Origin of the sequence: Streptomyces griseus (assembly GCF_900460065.1) — a bacterium.
GTDB lineage: Bacteria > Actinomycetota > Actinomycetes > Streptomycetales > Streptomycetaceae > Streptomyces > Streptomyces griseus.
On record NZ_UAVD01000006.1, the window covers coordinates 39,895 to 60,355 of the forward strand.

Below are 20,461 nucleotides of genomic sequence, written 5' to 3' on the forward strand. Positions count from 1 at the left end.
AGCAACCCCAGCGCACCGGTTGCGGCAACCGTGTCCAGCAAAGCTCGGGTCATGACTTCCTCCACAGATCGTACGGTCGCCGTCGTCCTCGGTACCCGTCCCGAGCTGGTCAAGCTCGCCGAGCTCATCCGCCTGCTCGGCCCCGCCGCCCGGGTCGTGCACACCGGACAGCACTACGACGACGCGTTGTCCGGCGCCTTCCTCGACGAGCTGCGTCTCCCCGAACCGGAGTATCTGACCGGTGTGGGCGGGCAGCCCCGAGCCGTGCAGGTCGCGGCGGCTCTGGCCGCGCTCGACGAGCGATTCGCCGCCGAGCCGCCGCTCGCGGTCGTCGTCCAGGGCGACACCAACGCGGCCCTCTCCGGCGCCCTCGTGGCCAACGCCCGGTCGATCCCGCTGATCCACGTCGAGGCGGGGCTGCGCAGCCACGACCGTGCGATGCCCGAGGAGCACAACCGGGTGGTCATCGACCGGCTGGCCGACGTCCTGTGCGCGGCGACCCCGCAGAACCGGGCGCTGCTGCTGGCCGAAGGCGTCAGCGACGAGCGGATCGCGGTGACCGGAAACACCGTCGTGGAGGCGGTCCGCGACAACCTCCCGCCGCGGCGGGAACGCGCGCGACTGCTCGGCGGCCTCGGTCTGGAAGCGGACGGCTACGTGCTGGCGACCGTGCACCGCCCGGAGAACACCGACGACCCGGCCGCGCTGAGCGCGGTGCTGGGCGAGCTGGGCGCGATCAGCCGAACGCTGCGCGTTGTCCTCCCGCTGCACCCGCGCACCGCGGCCCGGATCGAGGCCGCGGGCCTGCGGTCGCTCCTCGACGGGATGACGGTGATCGACCCGACCGCGTACGGCACGTTCCTCGCGCTCGCCCGGCACGCCGCGCTCCTGGTCTCCGACTCCGGGGGAGTGCAGGAGGAGACGACCGTACTGGGCCGCCCCCTCGTGGTGGTCCGCCGGTCCACCGAACGGCCCGAGGCATTCGCCGACTTCGCCGAACTGGTCGCACCCGGCCCCGGTATCGGCGAGGCGGCGCGCCGCCGCCTCGCCGAGGGACCGCGGGGACTGCGCCGCCTGGCATCCCTCCCCAGCCCGTACGGCGACGGCACGGCCTCCCGCCGCATAGCGGAGCTGATCACCCGGGTGATCCCGTCCGACACGCCGCGTACCGCCGTTCCCGGTCCGCTGGTCGCCGCCTGACCGCCGAAGAATCCGTCCCGGCGCCCGCGCGCTCGGCGCCGCCCGGGACCGAACAGAAGCCGTCCCCCCACTTCGACACCCCTTGGAGGTTCGCGTGATCCCGGAGTTCTTCCTCTATCTCTTCCCCTTCCTCCTCCTCGGCGGTTTCCTGCTCTACTGGGCCGGCTCCCGGCACGCCTACGCCCGTCGCCGTCCCACGGAGCCGGGCGATCCCGCCCACCACGACTGGCACTTCTTCGTTCCGTGCCGGGATGAGGAAACCGTGATCGCGACCACGGTCACCCGTCTGCGGACCGACTTCCCCGCCGCCCACGTCTGGGTCATCGACGACGCCAGCGACGACCGCACGGGACCGATCGTGTCCGCACTCGCGGCTGAGGACACCTACGTGCGGCTCGTTTCCCGCCGCCGCCCCGACGCCCGTATCGGGAAGGGCGCGGCGCTCAACGCCGCGTACGAGGCGATGAACGCCCACCTCGGCGAGGCGGACCGCTCCCGGGTCGTCGTGTGCGTGGTCGACGCCGACGGACGGCTGTCTCCCGACGCCCCGGCGCACGTCAGCGGCCCGGACGGTTTCGCCGACCCGGAGACGGGCGGCGTGCAGATCGGTGTGAGGATGCGGAACGTGGACGACGCACGCCCGCTGCCCGAGCGCGGCCGGATCGCCAACGCCTACGCGCGGCTGCTGATCCGGATGCAGGACGCGGAGTTCGCCGCCTCCAACACCGCGATGCAGCTCCTGCGCCGCCGCACCGGTTCGGTGGGCCTGGGCGGCAACGGACAGTTCACCCGGCTCACCGCACTCGACAGGATCGCCGCCGCGGAACGCCGCCCCTGGAAACAGGACGCCCTTCTGGAGGACTACGAACTCGGTATGCAGATGCGCCTGGCCGGCTACCGCGTCACCCACGTTCCCGACGCCTGGGTGACCCAGGAGGCCCTGCCCCGCACCCGCCGGTTCCTGACCCAGCGCACCCGCTGGGCCCAGGGCAACATCCAGTGCGTACGGTACGCGGGCCGGATCATCGGCTCACGCCACTACCGCGCCCGCGGAGTGCTGGAATCGCTCTACACGTTCTTCCAGCCGATCGCACACCTCACGGTCCTCGCCCTGACCGCCGTCCTGGTGTTCATCCTCCTCACCGGTGTCACGGGCGCCGTGCTGTTCGCCGCCTGGCCCCTGGCGCTGGCGCTCGGGATCCTGTCCGTCGTGCCCTTCGTCCTGTGGGGCCCGGTCTACCGGAAGGAGTTCGCCCCCGACCGCTCGCGCCTCACGGGAGTGCTGTGGGGGATCACCCTGTGGCTGTACGCCTACCACCTCTTCATCGTCTCCGCGCGCGGTTCCGTACGCCTCCTGCGCGGGAAGACCGGCTGGGCCAAGACCCGCCGCAACGCCGAGACGGCCGCCACCGGTCCCACCGCGACCGAGGCCTGACCCTCCGCCCCCACACCCCGAAAGAGGACCAGCCGTGACACAGCCCGTCACGCCCGTCTCGCGGTACGCCGACGGCGCGTGCGTGGGCGTCCTGCTCGGGGTCACTCCGTGAAGAGACCGAAGACGTCGGCCCGGGGCGCTCGGGGGCCCCGTCCGCACTCCGGTGTTCAGGTCCGGTCGGCGACGGCCGCGGCCCGCAGGAACTTCTTGTCGGGTTTGCCCGCATCCGTCAGCGGCAGGGCGTCGGCGAAGTTGACGTGATCGGGTTCGTACAGGGCACCGCGGCCGTCCCTGACCCAGGTCCGTAGCTCCTCCGGCGTAACGGTGGCACCGGGGGCGGCCACCACGGTGGTGTGGACGCGTTCGTGGCCGCCCGCGCCCTTCACGCCGTAGACGGCGCTCTGCCGTACGGCGGGGTGGGTGTTGAGGAAGTCCTCCAGTTCGGTGGTGTACACATGGCCGCCGACCACCGGGATCATGTCCTTGATCCGGTCGACGACGCTCAGGTAGCCCTGCTCGTCGAGCAGTCCCAGATCGCCGGTGTGCATCCAGCCGTCCCGCAGCACCCGGGCGGTGAGTTCGGGGTTCTTCCAGTAGCCCTCCATCAGCTGGCCGGAGCGGACACAGATCTCCCCGATCTCGCCGACCGGCAGCACCCGTCCGGTCTCGTCACGGATCTCGACCTCGACGCCGGGTACCGGGCGTCCGGCCGTGCGCAGGATCTCCGGACGATCGGGGTCGTGCTCCGAGGCCGGCAGCACGCTGACCGCGCCGGCCTCGAACTGGCCGTACCCCTGCTGGAGAACGGGGCCCAGGCGGCGCACGGCATCGGCGATCCGGGCCGGTGAGGCCGGCGTACCGCCGTAGGTGATCTGCCGCAGGCTCGAAAGGTCGGCGTGCTCGGAGTCCGGGTGGTCGAGCACCTGGTACAGCAGCGGCGGCAGGAGCATCACGTTGGTGATCCGCTCCCTGGCGATCGTGGCGAGGATGTCGGCCGGATCGAAGGAGTAGTGCAGCACGACCGTGCCCCCGGCGGACAGGGTGCCGTCCGCGATGAACCCGGCGGCATGCGACAACGGCGTGCACACCAGATCCCGCCGGCCCGTGCCACTGAACAGCTCCCGAGTCCGCGCGATACCCTCCTGCATCCTGCCGAACGTACTGCGGACCCCCTTGGGATGACCTGTCGTGCCCCCCGAATGACGGATGAAGCACAAGTCCTCGGCGCGCGCCCCGCCGACCACGGGGGTGTCCGGCTGCTTCGCGGCGAGCGCGAGCAGGTCCTCGCCCGGCTGCTCCGCCTCCCGGCCCGCACGCGCGGGCGCGGAACCCAGCAACAGCACCTGCTCCACCGGTGGTACCAGCCCGAGGAGTTCCACCGCCCGGCCGGTCATTCGAGGATCGACGACGAACGCGTACGTGTCGACATCGGCCATCATCAGGGCCTGCACATCGGCGGAGAGCCGGTTGTAGAGGTGGTTGAAATGCGCGCCCAGCAGGTTGACCGCGTACCGCACGGCCATCGTCTCCGGGAGGTTCCCGCACAACAGCGTCACCGTCCGACCGGGGCCGACTCCGCGCTCGCGCAGAGCACGAGCCAGCCGATGGACCAGCGACCGGAACTCTCCTGCGGTCAGTCGGTGCTCGTCGGAGACGAGGACCGGGTGGCCGGGTTCGTCGGCCAGGCCGTCGAGAATGATCTCGACGTAGTTGCGGAACACGGGCGATGCAGACATGAGGTGTCCCTTGCTGGGGCGACAGTCTCCTCAACTATGCCTGCGGGACCGTCACCGGCGGCGGTGCTGACGGGATGAGCGTCCTCTCTGGACCGGTGCGGTGCTCCCCGCCCGCGAAGGGCACGGCGCCCAGCCCGTCTGATGTCCCGCCAGAACCCGTCCGACAGCGCCTCGCCCGGTTCTGGTCCTGAGCGCCATCAGGCCCTGCGGGCACCGGCCCGAAGGGCGGCGCCCGCAGGCGAGTTGGGCGGTCAGTGACCCGTCTTGAGCCTTTCGTCCTCATCGCGAGCGGCCGGAGTCGATTCGCGCTCGCGGACGTAGGCGAGGAAGGTGTTCAACTCGCGCTTGACGACGGGTGCGAGGAGGTAGAGGCCGATGATGTTGATGACGGCCAGGGAGAAGAGCACCGCGTCGGCCAGGTCGATGAGGGTCTGCAGGGTGAGCAGGGACCCGGCGACGGCGAACAGCGTGTAGAGGGACTTGTAGACGGTCTCGCTGACGGTGCTGCGGCCGAAGAGGTACGTCCAGGCCTTGAGACCGTAGTAGCCCCAGGTGAGGACCGTGGAGATCGCGAAGAGCAGCACGGCGACCGTCAGGACGTACGGGAACCAGGGCAGCACGGTCTCGAAGGCGTCCGAGGTGATCGTCACGCCACCGATGGACTCGTCGGTGCGGGCCTCGCCCCAGCTGGCCGGGTTGGCGATGACGATGGTCAGCGCGGTCATGGTGCAGATGACGACGGTGTCGATGAACGGCTCCAGGAGCGCCACCAGGCCCTCGCTGGCGGGGTGCTTGGTCTTGACCGCGGAGTGGGCGATCGGCGCGGAGCCGAGACCGGCCTCGTTGGAGAACGCCGCCCGCTTGAACCCGATGATCAGTGCGCCGAGCACACCGCCCGCGACGCCTTCGGGGTTGAAGGCGCCTTCGATGATCGTGCCGATCGCGGCGGGCACGGCGGTGACGTTGACGAGGATGACGACGAGGCAGGCGACGATGTAGATACCCGCCATCGCGGGGATGAGCCGACTGGTGACCGACGCGATCGAGCGGATGCCGCCGAGGAGCACGATGCCGACCAGGGCGGCGACGAGGATGCCGAAGAAGAGCGCCCCGGCCGAGGAGCCCATCGCCCCGTCCTCGCCGCCGGTGACGGAGACGAGCTGGGCGTAGGACTGGTTGACCTGGAACAGGTTGCCGCCGAAGAGGCCGAAGAACAGGATCATGATCGAGGCGAGGACGGCGAGGACCTTGCCGAATGCCTTGCCGTTCTTCCCGAAGCGTTCCGCCAGCCCCTTGGGCAGATAGTGCATCGGCCCGCCGGAGACGGTGCCGTCGGAGTGGACCTCGCGGTATTTCACTCCGAGGGTGACCTCGACGAACTTGGTGGCCATGCCGAGGAGGCCGCAGAGGATCATCCAGAACGTGGCCCCGGCGCCACCGATGGAGACGGCGACCGCGACACCGGCGATGTTGCCGAGGCCGACCGTGCCGGAGACGGCGGCGGTCAGCGCCTGGAAGTGGTTGACCTCGCCCGCCGAGTCCGTGTCGTCGTACTTGCCGCGCACCACATCGACGGCGAGGCGGAACTTTCGCAGCTGGACGAACCCGAACCAGCCGGTGAAGACGAGGCCCGCCACCACCAGCCAGGCGACGATGAGCGGGAGGTCCGTCCCGCCGACGGGGACGGCGTAGAAGACGATCTCTCCGAGCCACTTGGCTATGGGCTCGAAGAACCCGCTGACGGCATCGTCGACGTTCTCGGTTATGGATTCGAGTGACACGTTGGCTACCTCGATGACGCGGGAACGACGGACAAGTGGGGTGTCTTCGCCGTTCGGTGTGCGATGGGGGGACTCTTCTTGAAGGATGAGCGAACGCGGTTGCCTGGTCGGCGACCGGGCGTGTCCCACGGAATGGACGACGTTGACGGTCGCTCCGGCCTGCCGCCGGGGCGGTCCCGGCGCTCCGCTTCGGCGGGGGTTCCGCCGGGGAAGTTGTGCTTTTGCACCACGGCCTTTACCTGATCTTTAGTGACACAGGTCACTTTTCAGGGAAGTGGGCGTGAAGATGCTGAGTGCATGGCGTCACCGCCATGAGGAACCAGGGATACGTTTATCGGACACCTGTCGGCGGTTCGAAGGGGTCGCCTCGGACCGGAGCGTGTGCCGACCTCGCCTACCCCGACGGACTCCGCTCATATGGGCCGACGCGGCTCCCGCCCGCAGCTTCTTGGTGGCCGGCCTGCCGCCGCCGCTCACTTAGTAAGCGGACCCGCCGCTCCGACGGTCACGGATCTGCGGCCGGGCGCCGTGCCGGGCGGGCGGGTCGGCCTGGGGCGAGAGCGAGGCTGAGCGCGAGCGGATCGCAGCCGCGTGCGCCCGCTCAGCTCACACCTTGTTCTCCCTGAGCCATTCGACCAGCTGGGCCTTGCTCCACGGGCCGATCTTGGTGCCGACGACCTTGCCGCCCCGGAACAGCAGATGTGTGGGCACGGCCGTCACGCCGTACTTCGGTGGTGTGCCGGTGTTCTGATCGATGTTGAGGTTGCCGACGGTCAGCCGGCCGGCGAACTCCGCTGCGATCTCCTTCAGAACGGGCTCGACCATCTTGCACGGGCCGGACCACTCGGCGAGGAAGGAGACCAGAACGGGACCTGATGCCTTGACGACCTTCGCGTCGAAGGTCCCGTCGGTCAGGGTGACGATCGTGCTCATGAAGTTCTCCAGGGGAAAGAGGTGGGTGACGGCGCGCGTCCGGACCCTCGGGGGAACCGGGTGGCGACGACGCACCGGTCGCGGTCCGTTGTGGTCGGCCGATTCATCTCGCTGCGCCAGGTGCGGGACAGGGGCCGGTCACCCGGCGGTGCCGGCCTGGGCGATGCCCCGGATTCCGTGTCCGTCCGAGTCAGGGTGTGACGATCGGAAAGTCGCTGTCACCGGGGTCGAGAACGGCCGCGAGTCGTTCGAGGACTGAGGTGTCGCCATCGGTCCGGATGCCTGCGTCCGCCAGTGCCTGGGGCATCAGTTTGCCCAGGGCGAGCGCGGGAAGCCGGCGGCTGGTGGTGGTGAGGGTGACGTCGGCGGCGTCCCGCTGAGGGGCGGCGGTGTGGGTGAGCACGCCGTTGGCCAGCCGCAGCCGGTACTCCTCGCCGGTGTCGGTCAGGGCGACCGCGATGGTGATGTGCTCGTCCCACGCCTTGGGTCCGTTGATCTGGACGGCGAGGGCGTCGAAGAGGAGTCGGGGGCTGAGGTTGGCGATGATGTCGGCGGAGGCGGTGACGGTCGGGGTGCCGAACTGGCCCTGGCGGAGTTCGGCAGTGCCCGAGAGGTAGAAGTTGCGCCAGGTGCCGTTCTCCGCCCCGTAGCCGAGCTGTTCATAGGTGTCGGCGAGGAGTTCACGGGCCGCCGCGTGGTCGGGCCGGGCGAAGACGACGTGGTTGAGGACTTCGGCGGCCCAGCGCAGGTCACCGGACTCGAAGGAGGCGCGGGCCTTGTCCACGACCGTGTCGGCGCCGCCCATGAAATCCACGTAGCGCTTGGCGGCCTCGGTGGGGGTGTGCTGCCACAGGTGGGCGGGATTGCCGTCGAACCAGCCCATGTAGCGCTGGTAGACGGCCTTGAGGTTGTGGCTGACCGAGCCGTAGTAGCCGTGGGTGGACCAGGTCTTCTCCAGGGCGGGCGGGAGCTGGAGGTGCTCGGCGATCTCGGTTCCGGTCCAGCCCTTGTTGATCAGGCGCAGCGTCTGGTCGTGGAGGTAGCCGTACAGGTCGCGCTGGATGCCGAGGAACCGCTTGATGTTCTCCTGGCCCCAGGTGGGCCAGTGGTGCGAGGCGAACGCCACATCCGTGCTGTCGGCGAACAGGTCGATCGTCTCGGTGAGGTACCGCGACCAGTTGTGCGGGTCGCGGACCACGGCCCCGCGCAGCGTCAGCAGGTTGTGCAGGGTGTGGGTGGCGTCCTCGGCCGTGCACAGAGCCCGCAGATCGGGGAAGTGGATGAGCATCTCCGATGGCGCCTCGGTGTCCGGGGCCATCTGGAAGACCATCCGCACCCCGTCCACTGTCTCCTCCTGGCCCGTCGTGGTGATCTCCAGGGTCGGAGCGATGAGGCTGACGGTGCCGGTAGCGGTGGTCTGTCCCAGGCCCGCACCGACCTGGCCCTGGGGGCCCCGGGCGAGCGCGGCCCCGTACATGTAGGCGGCGCGCCGCGCCATGGCGGTACCCGCGTACACGTTCTCCGCCACCGCGTGCTCGATGAACCCCTCCGGTGCCAGCACCGGCACCCGGCCCGCGTCCACGTCGTCCTGGGTGGTGACGCCCTTGACGCCGGCGAAGTGGTCCACATGGGAGTGGGTGTAGACCACACCGGTGACGGGGCGCTCGCCGCGGTGCTCGCGGTACAGGGCGAGCGCGGCAGCAGCGGTCTCCGTGGACAGCAGCGGGTCGATCACGACGATGCCCGTCGTGCCCTCGACGAACGTCACGTTCGACAGGTCCAGGCCCCGCACCTGGTAGATGCCCTCGACGACCTCGAACAGCCCGTGCTCGGCCACGAGCTGGGACTGACGCCACAACGAGGGGTTGACCGTCTCGGGTACCTCGCCCGTGAGGAACGAATAGGAGTCGTTGTCCCACACGACGTGGCCGTCCTGGGCTGTCACCGCGTTCGGCTCCCGCCGTCCGATCAGGCCCCGAGCGGCATCCTGGAAATCCTGCGTGTCCGAGAACGGCAGGCGCTCGCGGAGAGCGGCGTTCTGCCGGGCGATGAAGGGCTGCGCGGGCTTCGACGCCGACGAAGAGGAAGTCATGCCTCATACCTGTACCCAGGCGGGCAACCCGCACGCAAGAATTCACAGCAGATCGCACCCGATTCACCACGGAGAGTGATATTTCGGAGGATGGGTGGCACCCGCGCCCATCAGCACCCGAGGTGCTTCTTGAGTAGCAGAGCCGATCCGTCCACAGTGACCTGAGACCCACAGACGGTGACGCCGGTCCAGCGCATCAGCCGGGCCAGACAGACCGTCGGGAACACCGGCATGACCGCTGCATGCCGACGGCCTGGCCGTCGACCGGGCCGAGCGAGCACGAGCGGCGCTGCACGTGCTGCACCCGATACCGCCCACTGTTCACCAGGGCAGGGCAGCAGGCCCGCACCGCAGAGCCGGCCGGGATTGTCAGTCCCCGCCCGTACCGTCGAAGACAGGTACCGGAGGAACCGGGCCCCAGTGAGCGAGCGGAGCGGGCACATGGGCGAGATCAGCGTGAACAGCACGGCCCTGGGACGGCTGCTCACCGACAGCACAAAGGTCCGGGCCCGTCGTCCGTACCAGGAGGCCTTCGCCGAGCTGGCCGACACCTACCAGGGAAGACCGGTCTCGGAGGTCCTACCGCTGCTGCGCCGGGCCGCAGACGAGGCGCTGCTCGGCTTCACCGACGCGGACCTGAGGGAGCAGGCGCAGGCGATCCGGTCCGGCGAACCGTACGTACTGCGGGTCCGCGTCACCCAGGCCGTTTCTCTTGCATCATCGCGCTGACCGGATGAGGACGGCTGCGATGTGGAGTCCGGTCCGGCAACCGAGGCTCGATGCCGACCCACTGGGCGTCGGCCGTCACGCTCAACAACGGCGGGCCGCCTGTGCCGCAACGCCTCAGAAACCGGCCATGGACTTGTCGAGCACTCCGCCCAGCGCACCGTAGACGCTGCAGCGGACCGAGTGCTTCGCCCTGCGACGCAACGCGAACCCCACGATGAGCGACAACGCGAAGAGACCGCCGAGGACCGCCGCTACGAGCGGGTCGTAGACGAAGGACGCCAAGCACGCGACTCCGGCCCAGACCAGGATCGGCAGGAGCGAGCCGCGCAGCACCGTCCCGAACCTGATCCGTTCCGCCCCCGACGGCAGCACTCGTCCTCGCCACACCTCGATGTGGTTCCTGGTCACACAGTGCTCAGGTCGCATGAGGTCATCACACCACCAATAGTTCGTGTGTCGCGCAGTGATCCGTAAGAAGCTGCCCAAGCGATCATTTCAGAATGAGCTCGTGGGGCGGCGAGGCGTCTCCTTCTCCATACCTTCGTGGAGCTGGCGCTCGCTCCCGAGCATCGGCGCAGGCACGAGGCCTTGCACTCCGGGATCAACCACGGTCGGATCCAACGTCGCCCGGACTGCGGCGGACATGAACCCGTGTCCCTCTTCCCGAGCCGGTGGCGGTCGGCTGGTGCCGGCCGCAGACGTCTCGCTGTGGTTGCGGCCGGACGACGACAGGCGTTCCTTCTGGCCGCGCACGCTCAGCTCCGCCTCGCCCACCCGCTTGCGCGGGATTTGCGCCGGCCGTGGGAGCGGCCGGCTGAATTGAACAGGCTCACCCGGTCGTCCTGGCCACGGGCGGGGGTGGCAGGATCTTGCCGACAGTTCTGCACGAGGAGGCAATGTGGACGACCGCTCGAAGCATGACCACTCCGGTTGGGAGGCGGTCGTGCTCGCGGCTCGGGAGCGTGCCCGCTCGCGACAGGCACTCATGGTCGAGCGTTTCGGCCTGTCCGGGGACGTGCAATACGACTGGTCGATGGACGACGCGCAGATCACGTGGTCGCGCGACGGCAAGGTGTTCCTCACCGGCCGGCTCACAGTGATCGGCAGCGTCAGCGTTGCCCAGCAGACCTGGCTGTGGTCCTGGGCGAACGAGTCACTCCCGCACGCCGCCTTGGGCGACATGGAGCGGGTTCGGCAGTTCGGCGAGGAGAACGACTACCCCGTCCTTCCATGGCCAGGCTTCACGTACGACCCCGAACTCGTCGCTGAGGCTCGGATGGTCGCGGCTTCCGTGCTCGACGCCGAGGGACTGTGGGCGGAGTCAATGGACGATGTGCAACTCCACTTCATGATCCATGACCTGGCACTCACTGCCTAGTGACAGTGACGGCTGCTCGGATTCCCAGGCAGCTGGACCTTCAGGAAGACGCCGCGCGGGCCCTGGCGGACGGTCTCCGTGCACAGATCGACGACTTGCAGAGCCGGTTGCGGGAGTCCGAGACACACCTGGAGCACCTCGCGATCACCCGCAGGACCGTTACCGGCCTCGCCGACCGGCTCCCGGCTGTCGTGCCGGACCTGCACCCGAGCCAAGCTGAAACGCCTGGTCAACTCGGCATCCTCACCGAGGTCGGCACCGGCAGCTTCGCGAGAAAGCCCTAGCCGGACACCTATGTCCCGCAACTCTCAGCCACAATCTGGCGTGCGTACTGGTCCTCCGGGCCGATGTCCGCAACTACCTTCTGAGCTTCTCGTACCCGACCCGTCTCGCACATCAGTCGAACAAGGACGTACAGGGCGTCACGGTCGCCGTCTTCGGCGCGGCCGCACAGTGCCGCCTCCATCCCCCGCTCTCGAAGCGATCTGTTGAGTCTTCGACGTGCGTGGCTATCCGTGAGGGCGCGCTTCGTAAGTTCTGAAATCCGTTCCGCTCGGACCAGCAGATCCATGTGCCACAGATGGTTGTCGTGCATGTCCGGATCGTCGGAGAAGCATTCGGCGTGAGCGCTTACGAGCGCGATCGCCTCGTCCCACTGTCGAAGTTGTTCCGCCGCCCGAGCTCGCTCCAACCAGTCCACAGGACGAGTATCGCCTGTGGCCCCACCGGGCAGCGCCTTTCGAAGTAGCCGCTGATGAGCGCCCTCCAAGACAGGAAACGCTCACATGCTCACGAACCGCCCCGTGAGATCTTTTCGTTCGGCGTGATCGTTCGTTGAGCCGTGCCGAAGACTTCCTCGCCTTCGTCGGCATAGCCGCAACCCTCATCGGCCACCGCCGTTCGCCGATCCTGCTCACGGCCTGAGCCGGTCCTGCTGCACATCGAAGCAGACCAGCCCCATGCGCTCCGCCACGGTTGCCGCACAGGCCGACGCTTCCTCGGCCCTGCTCCAGGCCAACCCGCAGTAGACCAGTGGGCGGTCCCGGAGCGGCTTCCGCAGAGACACGGTGCTGATCGGGGACGGCACATGGTGCCGACACGGGACCACAGCGTGGCGGAGCAGTCCAAGAACTACCGTCGCTCGACCGCGCCCGAGTTGAGCACACCTTCGCCCGCATCGGGACCTGGAAGATCCTCCGCGACTGCCATCTGCAAGGCAACGGCGTCCACCACGCGATGCTGGGCTTTGCCCAGCTGCACACACTTGCCGCGCAACCGATGAGCGAGGAGTTCAGCCCGGCTCGGGCGTGCTCCAGCCCGCCGGCTTCGGGGGTCTCTGGTGCCCGCACTCCAGCCGTGTGCCGTCCGCGTCACTCACGGTGTACTTCAGGACGACCTTGGTCGGGTCACCGTCCTCGTAGAGCCACACCGTGATGCCCTCCGGGCAGACAGCGGTAGAGAACCAGACATCGATCCCCTCAACCTCCGGAGCGACCGTGAAGACATCCCCGGGTTTCAGCCAGTAGTCCTCACCGTACGGCTCGACGAAGATCCAGAGGTCGTCGTCGCCCATATTCTCCACAGGCAACCGACTGCGTCTCAATTCTCCCCCAAAGACCGCTGCCTCCATGAACCTCCACACGCTATCCGCCCAGCTCGCTTCGGCGCCTTCATATGGCTCTTGTCGCACCGGATCACAGAGGGGAGAGGAGTATGGACGCCGGCAGTGCGAGCTGCGTGATCACTTCGGGCATTGCCGCCAACCAGGAGGTCCGGAATGCTGTTGCGTAATGTGGTGCTCGCGGATGTCGACGCTTATATCCGGATGCGGTGCGATCCCGCCATGATGAAAGACCTCGGGGGTCCGCTGCCGCGAGAAGGCATGGAGGAGAAGGTGGGGCGCGATGTTCGCCTGGCTGCCGAGGACACCGCCTGGACCAAAATGATCATCCCCGAAGCGGCTGACCCATCGGTCGTCGCCGGAACCGTCTCCCTGTGGTCTCACGAAGTCGATGACCAGTACATCTCCGAGGTCGGTTGGATGGTTCTGCCCGCCTTCCAGGGGCAGGGCTACGGCAAGCGAGCCGTGCGGGCACTGCTGGAGATGGCCAATGAGGATGGCCGCTGGGGGCTTATCCACGCTTTCCCCGCTACCAGCAACCTGCCGTCCAACGGCATCTGCCGCGCCGTCGGCTTCACCTTCGTCGGAGAGCAGAGCCTGGAGTTCGCCGGTCGCGTTCTGGACACCCATCACTGGGTCATCGACCCGGGTACAGAATGGACGTGACCGTCACCGAGTCGTCGCTGCAGTGGAGTTCTAGCAGACGGACTCCACCACGCCGTCCAAGCCGTCGCCCCCATGCACAACCCCGCCATGACAGTCTGGACCACCAGGTCAAACACCACCCGGCCCTGCCCACGCCCAACCTTCCGCAACAACCTTCAGGCCCGGAGCGTCGACGTGCGGGGGAGTGACGGACCCGTCCGGCCGACGCCTTCTTTTACCAGCCCCACACCGCCTGAGAGTCCACCGGACACGCTGGTCTGCAGGAACCGACTCATGTCCCGCCCCCACATCCGCCGCCGCATGAACTGGACGCGCCGACGCCACCGTCACCGGCCCAGCCGGAGGCTGCCGGGGAGCCATTCCCGGCCGCTCGCTCCGGTTCGGGGGAACGAACACCCGCCTCGGTGACGCAGCGCTGGCACAACGCCGTGAACTCGGGCCACTGATCCGGTCCTCTCCGCCCGTCCGCAACAAAGAGCCAGACCGCCACCGGCGCGTGTACCGCAAGGGCGATCATGAACCACAGCCCGCTCCCACCGGCCTGGCGACCGTAGAAGCCCACGCCGAGGGCCAGGACGGCGATCAGACCGCATACCGCTGCCCACCCCTCCCTCGCACCGGGCACGTCGCGTGTCCGGTGTGAGGGAAGTGCACGCGCCGCTGCCCGCCGCAGCTCGGAGCGGAAGGCCGGAAAGCGGGGTGAGGCCCTCACCTCCGCCAGGGTGCCGCTCCCTCCGGCGTCATCGACGGCCGTCCGCAGTGAGGCCAGCAGGGGATGCGCCTCCACTTCCGTGCGCCCGGTCGCCCGTGGGCGTGGCTCGGACGCGAGCACCAGCATCCCCGCGTACGTCGCGGCCCGCTCACCTTCGAGGTGATGCATCGCGAGGAGGGGCATCGCCTCACCAGCCTCGAAGAAGCGGCTGATGGCCTGCCGGTCACGCCGGAGTACGAAGCGGAGGCGGACCAACGAGAACACCATGAACATCGCAACAGCACCACCCCACACTGCCGCGAAGGCCCAGAAAGTGGGCAGATCGGATAGGAAGCCTGGCATCCGCTGTTCCCCCGTCAGTCCATTCCGGCAGTCGGAGCTGCCGAGCGAGACCTACCTCCGACTTCCAGCGTGACAGCGGCACTTCCCGTCGTACAGGCGCGTACCGGACCAAGAAGTGCGCGCCCGTCCGCCCAGAAGCGGTCTCGGGCCTCGGCGTCCCGAACGCCGTCTGCGGCCAGACACCCGGATCGCAGGAGGAGAGGCCCACTGCCCCGTCGAGCGTCGAGACCTGTGCCGGCCGAGGCGACCTCCTGCTGCGCCATACAGGAGGCGGGTAGGTCGCGAATCCACCCGTGCGGCGCAGACCCGCTCCCGTCACGTCATCGAAGATCACGTGCTGCCGCAGCGACCGGGCTGATCACGCTGGAGGGGTTCGCCTGAACAAAGGATGGTGGGAGCAGCGGAAGCCGCCCGCGAAGGGAGTGACCGCGTCGAACTCAAGGGTGTGGACGGTGACGTCGTGGCGAACCAGCGCGTCGGCGAGCCAGGGGACGCGGCTGTCGATGACGACTTCGCCGGGGCCGAGGACGAGCACGTTCGCAGCGAGCAGGTCGAGCGCCTCATCGAGGCCCACAGGGACCAGTTCCCAGTCGGCGAGGAGGGGCGGGAGCCCGTCGGTGAACTGCTCCGGGGCGACGACGGCCAGCCCTTCGCGGACGGCGGCCAGGCCGTCGTCCAGGTGGAGGACCCGGGGGTGCAGGGGCACGGCGTGCACGCGGTAGGCGTCGCCGAGTTCGGAGCGCAGCCAGTCGACGCCTCCGGCGTCGGTGGCGAAGCAGCCCCTGCCCACACCGACGAGAACGTCGGCGCCGAAGATCATGACGTCGCCGCCTTCCAGGAAGGGGCCCCGGGCGCGCGCCACCTCGGCCAACGGCACGGGACAGCCGGGTGGCACCACGGTGTGGCGGGCGCCCCGTCGCACCAGCTCGGCCATGACCGGCCGCAGGCCGAAGCGTTCCTTGAACCGGTGCGGCAGGCGCAGCGATGCCTCGATCACCCGATCGCCGATGACGATCATCGGGTCGCGTACGAAGATCTGGAGGGAGAGGGGGGAGAAGTCCGCCAACACCGCCTGCTCGTCCTCGGTCAGCGGGTCCGGGCGGTGGACGGTGATTCCCCGGCCGGTGAGGAAGCCTGCGAGCGCGTCGAGCTGATCGCCGCAGCGCGCGTACCCCTCAGGGTCCGCATCCGACCAGCGCCGCCCCTTGGCGCGACCCGCCATCTCCGCGAACTGCGTCGGCAGGAAAGCGAGTTCGTCGCGGGAAGGTGGCTGCTGTGGAAACGTGAAGTCCAGGGGGCTGCCCACGACGACCTCGGCGAGCGGGTCCCACTCCCGGTGTACGCCGAAAGGGGCCACCGCCCGCTCGGGGAACACACTGGACGACTCCACGGGCATGGGCTCTCCTTCACCTTCTGACCGCCTGACCAGGAGCGGCGCCTTGCCCGGAATGCTGGCAGATCCCCGTCCCAGTGCCGTGCGTGACGCGCCCGTGAGGTGGCCTCCCTCCCATAGGCGACACCGTTCGTGCCACACAGTCACCGTCGTTTTGACCTCGCGAACTGGACCGACGCCGTACACGCCATCTGCTGACACCAGCATGCGCAGTTGTCCCTGGCGCGGGCGCCGCCCCGGGGGCCTCGGCCTGCCAGAAAGTCGGTGGCGACAACCTGCCACGGCGGCCTGCCGGTTGACGCGTCAGGCCTGGCCGTGGACTCTCGCACCGCTTCGGATCAGGCTCCGGCGGCCTCCCACTCTGCTTCCAGCCAGCTGAGCTGAGCCTCGCTGAGCGAAGGCTCAAAGCCTTGGGGGAACAAGAGGGTGAGGGGTTGCGGCCACATGCTTTCGGGCCCGTGCTTCTTACAGTGGAGAGCTACGAGATGCGGCCCCTCCCCGCAGGTTTTACGTCCGTAGAAGCGGTCATGGGTCCGACAGAAGTACGAGAACGTCGTGCAGCCGTCCTCGTCAGCCGGCTCGTGGAAACCGGGGTCCCGGAGGATCAGTGTCACCGGTTCCTGGCGGTTGAACCGGGGGATGGGCCGAGGGTCGCACCACAGCAGTCGAGGAGGAAGCACGCGATTATTCTGCGCCCAGAGCGGCTTCCCGTCAGCTTGCTGGCCAGATGTCGACGGCCGGCGGCCTGGTCAACAGGCTGCGGAAGCACGGCTCAGAACCTGAGCCGACGTGCACGGTCCGGATCGAGCGTGACGTGCAGCCCCCGTCGGCGAGGACCATGACCGGTCTGACTCTGGGCCGGCCGATCGGCCGAGCTGCCCGCAGGCGGGCTCATCACCTTGGGGAATGAGCGTAGGTCACCGGACTGGCCGGGTGTCGAGTCCGGACCTCCAGTCCGGACCTCCAGTTCGGACCTCCAGTCCGGACCTCCAGTCCGTCCCAAGTCCGGTCCCCGGGTCAGCCCTCCCCGGGCCCGGCCCCCCGAATCCCTCGGCGAGAGCCTGCTCACTTCTGCGCAACCATCCGGCCCGGTGAGGACTCTTGTCCTCTGGTCCACATATGGACGCTCATGTCGTGGCAGCGGGGTGAGAATGCCTAGCTTACGAGGTTCTTGCGGGTGAAAATCTTCGGACGGATCGCAGCCGCCGTGGTGGCCGTATCGCTCCTGCTGTTAGGGGTCGCTGCTCCCACGAGCGCCGCCCCGGGAGAGATACAGGGGAAGAAGTTCGCGACCTGGAATCTCCAGGGAGGCACCGATGGCACCGACTCGAAGTGGACGACGGGTGTGCAGCGGCTGGTCTTCGGGTACGGCTCCGAGGTATCGGCGCACAACGTGGTGGCTTTGCAGGAAGCCGGTTCGCGGCCGCCGGGGACCCATAGAAACATCGTCGCGAGCAGCGTGATCGCCGGGCAGACCTACGAGGTCGCCGAGACGCTGTGGCAGGTGGACGGCGAGCATCGGTACATCTACTTCATGGAGACCGACCCCACGGGGCACCGGGTCAATCTGGCGATGGTGACCGACCGGGTCCCCGATGCCGTCTACATCGTCCCCGGATCGAGTTCCATCGAGCGCAGCCGTCCGTCCTTCGGTGTCCGGTTCGGTTCGAACATCTTCTGGACCGTGCACGCCCTGTCGGGCGGTGGGAACGATGCCCCGGCCTACATTCGCAACATGAACGCCCTGGCAGGCGTTCACTACAGTTGGCTGGCGATGGGCGACTTCAACCAGGACCCGGCGGCACTGCGCGAGCGGATGCCCAGAGGGGGCACGGACTTTCCTCTCGCACACGTTGAGGACTCCGGGGACAACACCTACCAGGGCGCGTCCGAACTCGACTATGCGGTCGGATCCATCGATCTGGCCGCCGGTGTGACGGCACATGTGCTGCCGAACCTTGCGGGATCCGATCACTGGCCAGTCGAGTTCAGGCCTCTTCCGGAGCTGTCCGACGAAGATGTGGCCGTCCGGGTGATGCCCGTCGGCGACTCGATCACCTATGGCGTGGGCTCCTTGGACGTCAACGGCTATCGCGAGGAACTGTACGGCGGCCTCGCGTACATGGATCTGGATCCCGACTTCATCGGGTCGAACTCGTCGGGGTCCATGGGGGATCCGCAGCACAACGGCCATCGTGGCTACAAGATCGACGACATCACGGAGATCGTGAAGCGGGACACCGGTGTGATGCGTCCCAACGTGGTGACCCTGATGGCGGGGACGAACGATGTCCAGAGCAACGCGGATGTGGCGGGCGCGCCCGCCCGGCTCGGGAAGATGATCGACACGCTCCAGGCCGAGTCCCCGGGCGTGGCGATCGCGGTGGCAACCCTGGTTCCGATCAAGAACGATCCTGCGGCGCAGACGCGACGCGACGCGTTCAACGTCGAGGTGCGGGCCCTGGTGAAGGATCGCCAGGCACGCGGACAGCGTGTCGAACTGGCTGAGTTCGGCCCGATGACCGATGCCATGCTTTTCGACCGTCTCCACCCCAATGACCGGGGGTACGCGTACATGGCCGAGGAGTTCTTCCAGGCCGTCATGACGATGCGAGCCAAGGGCTGGATCGAGAAGGCCGGTTCGGGCGGCGACGGTTCGGGGTGTCCCGCACCGGGTGGCGGCTGGGGCGAACTGGGGCGGATAGCCCAGGGGCCTGCCGAGGCCGCCGCCAAGGACGTACACGGGGAGGTGCGGTTGCCGGACCTCAACGGGGACGGCCGGGCCGACTACGCGGTCCTCACCAAAAGCGGCGAGGTCTATCTCTGGACAAGGACGACGGAGGGGTGGAGCAACCGGGGCAGGGTCGCTGACGGCACCGGCGCCGCTGCGGACCGGGTGCGCTTCGCGGACATGGACGGTGACGGCGACGACGACTACCTCGTGGTCGACGACGAGGGCGTGGTGACCGCGTGGCGCAACGACGGCGTCGCGGACCGGGGCGGCGCGTGGAAGGCCATGGGCGTCATCGCCGACCGGTCGGGCAACACGGTCCCCCAGGAACTGGGGCCGGGGAAGTACGTGCAGTTCGCCGACATCGACGGCGACGGTGACGATGACTACCTCGTCGTCCACCCCCATGAGGTTCTGGGCCAGAAGGGGGTCATCTGGGGGTGGCTCAACGACGGTGTCTTCCAGCACGGCAGGAGCGCGTGGAAGTTCGTCGGCTGGATCGGTCATCACAAGAGCGATTCGGAAGGGCCGGCGGATGTCCGGCTCGCGGACATGGACGGTGACGGCGACGCGGACTACCTGATCGTGTCCGAGAGCGGGGCGGTGAACGTACGGCGGAACAATCTGGGCAGTGACCCGGAGAAGTGGCTGTACGAGTGGGGCGAGAGCAGCCCCATCGCCAAGGGCACGGGGATCGGGGGTTCGTCCGTGCTTCTCGCCGACGCCGATGCCGACGGTGACGCCGACTACTTCACCCGTCTTCCCGATGGAACGGTCAACTGGTGGGAGAACGACGAGGTCGCGACCCGTCCGGACTGGGAGCACGGCTTCATCAGGAAGGGCTTGTACGCCGACCACCTGAAAGATCCCGCGGCGTTCGCCCGGACGGTGCACTTCGCGGACATGGACGCTGACGGCGATGCCGACTACGTCGTCGTCGGCTCCAAGGGCGAAGCGTGGGGCTGGCGCAACGACGACGTGGCCGAGCGTGGCACGAACGCCTGGATCCGGATGGGACTGATCGCCGAAGGCGTCACGCCATCGACCGCGGAGCGGATCGTCTTCGCGGACTACGACGGGGACGGCTACGACGACTACCTGGTCGTGAACGACCGCAACGGCGCGACACGGGCCTGGCACAACGAAGGCGTGTTCACCAAGGGAGTCACCGCCTGGACGTCCAGGGGCACGATGGCCCACGGACCGGCGGCAGCGGCCCACGGCGAGGTGCGGTTCGCGGACATCGACGCCGACGGACGCGACGACTACCTGGTGGTGGCCCCCGACCACTCCGTACAGGCATGGAAGAACCAGGGTACGAACGCCGGGGACGGCGGAGGCTGGGCCACCCCGGTCCTGCTCGCCCGCCCGTCGACGTACGGCGCCGGGCAGCAGACGATGTTCGCGAACCTGAACTGCGACGGCCGCGCCGACTACGTACTGCGTGACCCCGCCGCGAACAACCTGCTGTACGGATGGTTCAACCTGGGCGACTTCACGAACAACTGGTCGCCGAAGAAGAAGGTGGCGCACGGAGTCGCCATGGGCTTCCCCGTCGACATCCACCTCGCGGACCTCTCCGGCGACGGCGCCGACGACTACCTCGTCGTCGACCCCGAGAACGGCGCGACCCGGGCCTGGCTGAACAAGGGAGGCAACCAGGCCGATCCCGGCTGACGTGCGTCCGCGCCGTGGCGCCCATCGCATAACAG

16 protein-coding genes and 1 pseudogene are annotated in these 20,461 nt (G+C 68.4%); 8 read left to right on the forward strand and 9 right to left on the reverse strand.

What is annotated here, in order from left to right; translation table 11 throughout:
- Positions 1-51 precede the first annotated feature (51 nt).
- Together wecB and DTB53_RS03335 are read left to right on the forward strand one after the other, a co-directional pair.
- Positions 52-1,200 carry a non-hydrolyzing UDP-N-acetylglucosamine 2-epimerase gene (gene wecB / locus DTB53_RS03330; protein WP_003964260.1) on the forward strand — a complete coding sequence of 383 codons (1,149 nt, stop codon included), beginning with the start codon at positions 52-54 and terminating at the stop codon, positions 1,198-1,200.
- Between the two features lie 94 nt (positions 1,201-1,294).
- Positions 1,295-2,635, forward strand: a complete 1,341-nt coding sequence (locus DTB53_RS03335; protein ID WP_012377769.1) for an XrtP-associated glycosyltransferase — start codon at positions 1,295-1,297, stop codon at positions 2,633-2,635.
- A gap of 167 nt (positions 2,636-2,802) precedes the next feature.
- On the opposite strand, the gene DTB53_RS03340 is transcribed toward DTB53_RS03335, so the two are convergent.
- The 4 genes from DTB53_RS03340 to DTB53_RS03355 form a co-directional block, all read right to left on the reverse strand.
- The gene (locus DTB53_RS03340) at positions 2,803-4,371 is read right to left on the reverse strand and encodes an AMP-binding protein (RefSeq protein WP_012377768.1); all 1,569 of its coding nucleotides are present in this window, start codon (positions 4,369-4,371) and stop codon (positions 2,803-2,805) included.
- A gap of 251 nt (positions 4,372-4,622) precedes the next feature.
- The gene (locus DTB53_RS03345) at positions 4,623-6,152 is read right to left on the reverse strand and encodes an alanine/glycine:cation symporter family protein (protein ID WP_012377767.1); all 1,530 of its coding nucleotides are present in this window, start codon (positions 6,150-6,152) and stop codon (positions 4,623-4,625) included.
- 606 nt (positions 6,153-6,758) lie between these two features.
- Complete coding sequence (locus tag DTB53_RS03350) at positions 6,759-7,085, reverse strand: thioredoxin family protein (protein ID WP_012377766.1); 327 nt, start codon at positions 7,083-7,085, stop codon at positions 6,759-6,761.
- A gap of 190 nt (positions 7,086-7,275) precedes the next feature.
- Positions 7,276-9,177, reverse strand: a complete 1,902-nt coding sequence (locus tag DTB53_RS03355) for an alkyl/aryl-sulfatase (RefSeq protein WP_012377765.1) — start codon at positions 9,175-9,177, stop codon at positions 7,276-7,278.
- A 420-nt stretch (positions 9,178-9,597) separates the two neighbouring features.
- On the opposite strand from DTB53_RS03355, the gene DTB53_RS03360 reads away from it, so the two are divergent.
- On the forward strand, positions 9,598-9,906 hold the full coding sequence (locus DTB53_RS03360) for a hypothetical protein (protein WP_236586446.1): 309 nt from the start codon (positions 9,598-9,600) through the stop codon (positions 9,904-9,906).
- A 114-nt stretch (positions 9,907-10,020) separates the two neighbouring features.
- Here DTB53_RS03360 and DTB53_RS03365 read toward each other — a convergent pair whose 3' ends face one another.
- Positions 10,021-10,332 carry a hypothetical protein gene (locus DTB53_RS03365; protein ID WP_012377763.1) on the reverse strand — a complete coding sequence of 104 codons (312 nt, stop codon included), beginning with the start codon at positions 10,330-10,332 and terminating at the stop codon, positions 10,021-10,023.
- 472 nt (positions 10,333-10,804) lie between these two features.
- Here DTB53_RS03365 and DTB53_RS03375 point away from each other — a divergent pair, with 472 nt between their 5' ends.
- Entirely contained in the window at positions 10,805-11,284 is a 480-nt protein-coding gene (locus DTB53_RS03375; protein ID WP_012377761.1) for a DUF6882 domain-containing protein, read from the forward strand.
- A 5-nt stretch (positions 11,285-11,289) separates the two neighbouring features.
- Positions 11,290-11,568, forward strand: a complete 279-nt coding sequence (locus DTB53_RS03380) for a hypothetical protein (RefSeq protein ID WP_012377760.1) — start codon at positions 11,290-11,292, stop codon at positions 11,566-11,568.
- Positions 11,569-11,576: 8 nt separating this feature from the next.
- On the opposite strand, the gene DTB53_RS03385 is transcribed toward DTB53_RS03380, so the two are convergent.
- Both DTB53_RS03385 and DTB53_RS36775 read right to left on the reverse strand, forming a co-directional pair.
- Positions 11,577-11,984, reverse strand: coding sequence for a hypothetical protein (locus DTB53_RS03385; RefSeq protein WP_075025124.1), 408 nt, complete (start codon positions 11,982-11,984; stop codon positions 11,577-11,579).
- Positions 11,985-12,197: 213 nt separating this feature from the next.
- The gene (locus DTB53_RS36775; protein WP_159402411.1) at positions 12,198-12,350 is read right to left on the reverse strand and encodes a hypothetical protein; all 153 of its coding nucleotides are present in this window, start codon (positions 12,348-12,350) and stop codon (positions 12,198-12,200) included.
- An 80-nt stretch (positions 12,351-12,430) separates the two neighbouring features.
- Here DTB53_RS36775 and DTB53_RS37230 point away from each other — a divergent pair.
- A pseudogene (locus DTB53_RS37230) lies at positions 12,431-12,553 on the forward strand (IS5/IS1182 family transposase); the annotation flags it as partial.
- Positions 12,554-12,575: 22 nt separating this feature from the next.
- Here DTB53_RS37230 and DTB53_RS03395 read toward each other — a convergent pair.
- Positions 12,576-12,857, reverse strand: coding sequence for a DUF2917 domain-containing protein (locus DTB53_RS03395; protein WP_236586444.1), 282 nt, complete (start codon positions 12,855-12,857; stop codon positions 12,576-12,578).
- A gap of 204 nt (positions 12,858-13,061) precedes the next feature.
- Between DTB53_RS03395 and DTB53_RS03400 the strand changes: the two genes are divergently transcribed.
- On the forward strand, positions 13,062-13,571 hold the full coding sequence (locus DTB53_RS03400) for a GNAT family N-acetyltransferase (RefSeq protein ID WP_012377756.1): 510 nt from the start codon (positions 13,062-13,064) through the stop codon (positions 13,569-13,571).
- A 1,412-nt stretch (positions 13,572-14,983) separates the two neighbouring features.
- Here the strand turns inward: DTB53_RS03400 and DTB53_RS03410 are convergent.
- Positions 14,984-16,021 carry an amidinotransferase gene (locus tag DTB53_RS03410; protein ID WP_042495412.1) on the reverse strand — a complete coding sequence of 346 codons (1,038 nt, stop codon included), beginning with the start codon at positions 16,019-16,021 and terminating at the stop codon, positions 14,984-14,986.
- A gap of 1,174 nt (positions 16,022-17,195) precedes the next feature.
- Here DTB53_RS03410 and DTB53_RS03420 point away from each other — a divergent pair.
- Positions 17,196-20,426: an FG-GAP-like repeat-containing protein gene (locus DTB53_RS03420; protein ID WP_012377752.1), complete on the forward strand. Its 3,231-nt coding sequence runs from the start codon at positions 17,196-17,198 to the stop codon at positions 20,424-20,426.
- Positions 20,427-20,461 lie beyond the last annotated feature (35 nt).